General features: G+C 62.6%; 5 protein-coding genes. 2 read left to right on the forward strand and 3 right to left on the reverse strand.

Going from position 1 to position 3,899, the window contains the following annotated elements; all coding sequences use genetic code 11:
* The coding region (locus tag V3572_RS09295; protein ID WP_332110716.1) for an MCP four helix bundle domain-containing protein at window positions 1-684 on the reverse strand (684 nt) is incomplete at its 3' end.
* A 370-nt stretch (window positions 685-1,054) separates the two neighbouring features.
* Here V3572_RS09295 and V3572_RS09300 point away from each other — a divergent pair.
* Window positions 1,055-2,032, forward strand: coding sequence for a hypothetical protein (locus V3572_RS09300; RefSeq protein ID WP_332110717.1), 978 nt, complete (start codon window positions 1,055-1,057; stop codon window positions 2,030-2,032).
* Here V3572_RS09300 and V3572_RS09305 read toward each other — a convergent pair.
* Window positions 2,029-2,205, reverse strand: a complete 177-nt coding sequence (locus V3572_RS09305) for a hypothetical protein (RefSeq protein ID WP_332110718.1) — start codon at window positions 2,203-2,205, stop codon at window positions 2,029-2,031. The genes V3572_RS09300 and V3572_RS09305 overlap by 4 nt on opposite strands.
* Window positions 2,206-2,444: 239 nt before the next feature.
* On the opposite strand from V3572_RS09305, the gene V3572_RS09310 reads away from it, so the two are divergent.
* A complete protein-coding gene (locus tag V3572_RS09310) occupies window positions 2,445-3,314 on the forward strand; it encodes a hypothetical protein (RefSeq protein WP_332110719.1) in 870 nt (289 codons plus the stop codon).
* Between the two features lie 133 nt (window positions 3,315-3,447).
* On the opposite strand, the gene V3572_RS09315 is transcribed toward V3572_RS09310, so the two are convergent.
* A partial coding sequence (locus tag V3572_RS09315) for a response regulator (RefSeq protein ID WP_332110720.1) occupies window positions 3,448-3,899 on the reverse strand: 452 nt, incomplete at its 5' end.

A 3,899-nucleotide genomic window follows, 5' to 3' on the forward strand; every position in this document is an offset into this window, starting at 1 on the left:
GGCGATCTTCCCGGCGATGTCATAGAGGTATCCCGGATCCTCGCCAAGCTGGCGCATCACGCCGCGAATGACCAGGAAGGCGGCGGCCACGCCCACCAGGATGGCCACGGCCAGGATGATGATGCTGTAGAGTTCGCTGGCGCGATATTCCGACTCGGCCTTGTGAACCGACACATCCGCGCCCTTGTTGTTCATCTCGATGAGCTTGTCCAGGGAGGCATAGGCAGCATAGAAATGCTTTCTGGAGTCGCCGAGGATAATGCCTTTCGCAACGTCGGTTTCGTTTTTGCGGGAATGTTGCAGCAAATTCGGGTGGATAGTCAGGTAAGCGTCGAGGGCGTTTCTAAAGACGCCGTATTCCGTGCGTTCCTCGGGGGAGGAAATCAACTTCTCGTAAGACGCCTGGGCGCTTTTCAGGTCGGCGAGCTCCTTTTCCATGGCCGACTCGTATCCCCGCATCTCGGCGTCGTCCGTGGTGATGATGTGGACCAGCTCATTTCGGCGTAAAGCCTGGAATTTGTTCTGGATCACGCCAAGGGTCTTGATGCTTGGCAGCCAGTTTGTGGCCAGCTCTTCCGTGTCTTCATAAATGTCGCCGATCATGACGAATGAGACGCCGCCGCTGACCAGGAGCAGGACTATGAGCAGCCCAAAGGAACCGATGAGTTTCGTCGAAAGTTTCATGCCGGAGGCCTCCTTGGTGTACAGACGGGTTTTCTATTCACAGCTTCTTTCAAAGTCGCTTCGAAATGTCAATGATAAGAAATGCAAAAGCCGTGTGTGAAGGTCAAGGTTTGCTGGTATTGCACAAGTTTTGCTGGTTTGAAATATTCTTTACGTATAGAATGTTGCACATGCATCATCCTAAAAGAGAAATGGTACAGGCAGGGGGATGGAGTTGGCAGAAAGCCGAAAATCGTTGCATGAAAAGGAATCGAGTAGCACATTTTTGTCGCATGGTTCCGACAAATTTGTCGGAACATGCCAGCCTCCCCTTGGTATCATTGGAGAAAAATAGAGGCACGGGCTTTGCTTTCGTCGTGTGGAGGAAAGCATGAAAACCGTCACGACCCGTTTTGGAACCTTCGGCGTCCAGGACATGGTGGAGTGTTACCCGCGCGGCTCGCTCCGAGCCGTCATCCCCTCGGAAGGAACCGTCATCGTCACCCCGCACGGGGCCTTCCTGCCGCGCAGCACGGCCAAGGACGAGCGCACCAAGACCGGGGCCTCCCTGGAGTTCTATCCCGACGGCGCGCTGCGCTCCATCATCCTGGAGAGCCGCACTCCCGTGGCCACCCCGGCGGGCGAGGTGTTGGCCGAGCAGATCCTTTTTTATCCAGGCGGCGGCATCAAGCGGGTCTTTCCCCTGTGCGGCCGGACATCGGCCTACTGGACCCAGGAGGACGAGGCCGGGTTGCTTACGCCCTTCGCCGTCGCGACCCCCCTGGGCGGGGTCACGGCCAAGTTTCTCTCCCTGGCCTTCGATGACCTGGGGAGCATGCGCAGTTTCACCCTTTTCCCCGGCCAGATCGTGGAGATGGCCACCCCTGCCGGGTCCGTTCCGGTTCGCATCGGCGCGGCCTTTCATCCGGACGGGGCGGTACGTTCCGTGGAGCCGGGGCGCCCCACGCCGGTTCCCACCCCGGCGGGAATGGTCCTGGCCTTTGATCCGGACGCCACAGGGATCACGGGTGACGTCAACTCCCTGGAATTCGACCCATCAGGCCGCTTGAAACATGTGGCGATGGTGCGCACCAAGCTGATCGTCCGGGACCAGGCGGGGGGGGAGCGGGAGATTTTTCCGGCCTTTCGCGAGAGCCTGTGCGGCAATTCCGAGACCGAACCCGTGGCCATGACCATGGCCGTGGAAGCAGGCCGACTGGTTGTCCGGCGATCCCCCAAGGAACCGGCCATAGCGTGTGTTGCGGCGGGGTCCGGGGACTTCCCGGCGCGGGCGGCCATCCTGCCGCCTGCGGGGCTTTTTGCGTCCCTGCAGCAGCCGACCTGCCATGGCGCGCCCGTGGCCTTTTAGAAAAGAAGAAACGAAGGCAGCTTTTGCCTGGGGGTGCGGAAGTCCTGGCGATCCGGAACCTGGGTCAGTTCGTCGTGTGACTTGCGCCCCTGGAGGCGTTCGAGTTCGCCGCTGCACAGCGGGGCGCAGGACGCAAGGGACATGATGGCCAGGAGCCAGACAAGACGGTGCATGGTTTTGGTTCTCCGCGTGGGATAGGGGAGGCGGCAATGCCTTCCCCCTGCCGAAAAGACAAGCAAGACACATGCCGGGCGCGCCGTTCCGAGACATGCCGCCCATTCGCCACGGCCCCGTCGCCATCCCGGCGTTGCCTTTTGCGGCCGTCCGATTCATGGTGGGCGCCCCGGCGGCATCCCTGACGCGGCCATGCGCCCGGAGATGACCGCCGGAGACGTCAGGGAGGAGTGCGGTCATGCCCTCATTCTACGAATGCTCCACCAACCTCTTCGATCCGCTGCACGCCTTCTGGGAGCGCACCTCCACCCGCCGGGCCGTGGCGCTTATCCAGGTGGCGGTCTTTCTGGCCGGGGTGGCCGGGATCGAACTCAACCGGCGCGGCCTCCTACCGCCGGAGCTGGCCCGCCTCACCCCCGTCAGCCACTATTACGCCATCAGCCTGGCCTTTACCCTGGTGCTCATCCAGGAGGTCATCGACCTTATTTTCATTCTACCCTGTTCCGTGACCAAGTCCGTGGGCAAGCAATTCGAAATCCTGTGCCTGATCCTGATTCGCAACGCCTTCAAGGAACTGGTGCATTTTAGCGAACCCATTTCCCTGTCGGACGGTTTTGGGCCGGTGTTGCCCCTTTTGGCCGACGGGGTGGGGGCGCTTGGCATCTACTTCGGCCTGGGTTGGTATTACCGGCTGCACGCCGCCCGGCCAGCGGGCAGCCGGGGCACGGACCTGTATGCCTTCGTAGCCGCCAAGAAGTTTTTGTCCCTGGTGCTGCTGGTCGTTTTTGCCGGACTGGCCGTGGATGTGGGCGTCTCCAGCCTGTCCGACGGGCAGCCGCAGGTCTTTTTCGAAGTCTTTTATACCGTGCTCATCTTCAGCGACATCCTCATCGTACTCATCTCCCATGCCTACCAACCCGGATTCCACGCCGTATTCCGCAATTCCGGCTTCGCCCTGGTGACGCTGCTTATCCGGCTGGCCCTGGCCGCCCCGGCCTTCGTGGCCCCGGGGCTGGGGATCACGGCCATGGCCGTGGCCGTGGGCCTGACGGCCGCCTACACGGCCTTTGCCCCGTCCCTGCGGGATCAGGTCCACATGGGGAAATAGGCGTCCGGGATGTCCGGGATGCCCGGGAGGCCTGGGGCGGGCGACGGCGGCCGACCTGGCGCACACGCCGAAGCGGCGCGGTCTTTTCATAATCAAGCGCGGGGAGACGGGGAGCGGGAGGGGCGTTTTCGGGTCAGGCGCAGGCGGCGGCGGAGCCCGGGAAGAGCCGTTCCAGGGTTTCGGCCACGTCGGAGATGGTCATGGGCTTGCTCAGGTAGTCGGTAAAGCCCTGGGCCAGGAGATCCTGGCGCGCCCCGGGCATGGCGTTGGCGGTCACGGCCACGATGGGGATGTCGGCGGAAAAGAGCCCGGATCGGTCGCTGCGTATGGCCCGGGTCGTGTCCAGGCCGTCCATGCCGGGCATGCGGATATCCATGAAGATCACGTCGAAGGCGGCGGTGGTCAGGGTCTCTACCGCGTCCGCCCCCCGGGCCACGCCCACGGGGTCGTGCCCCAGCCGTCGCAGGATGCGCAGGATGACCAGCCGGTTGATGGTATTGTCCTCGACCACCAGCACGCGCAGGCTACGGGCCGCATCGGAGGTCGGCACGGCGTCGCTTCGTAACGTGTCCGCCGATCCCGGGT

This window comes from Desulfolutivibrio sp., from assembly GCF_036584575.1.
GTDB lineage: Bacteria > Desulfobacterota > Desulfovibrionia > Desulfovibrionales > Desulfovibrionaceae > Desulfolutivibrio.

Coding starts and splice junctions, on each gene's coding strand:
- V3572_RS09300 (WP_332110717.1), top strand. CDS start 1,055: ATGAAAACCGTCACGACCCGTTTTGGAACCTTCGGCGTCCAGGACATG.
- V3572_RS09305 (WP_332110718.1), bottom strand. CDS start 2,205: ATGCACCGTCTTGTCTGGCTCCTGGCCATCATGTCCCTTGCGTCCTGC.
- V3572_RS09310 (WP_332110719.1), top strand. CDS start 2,445: ATGCCCTCATTCTACGAATGCTCCACCAACCTCTTCGATCCGCTGCAC.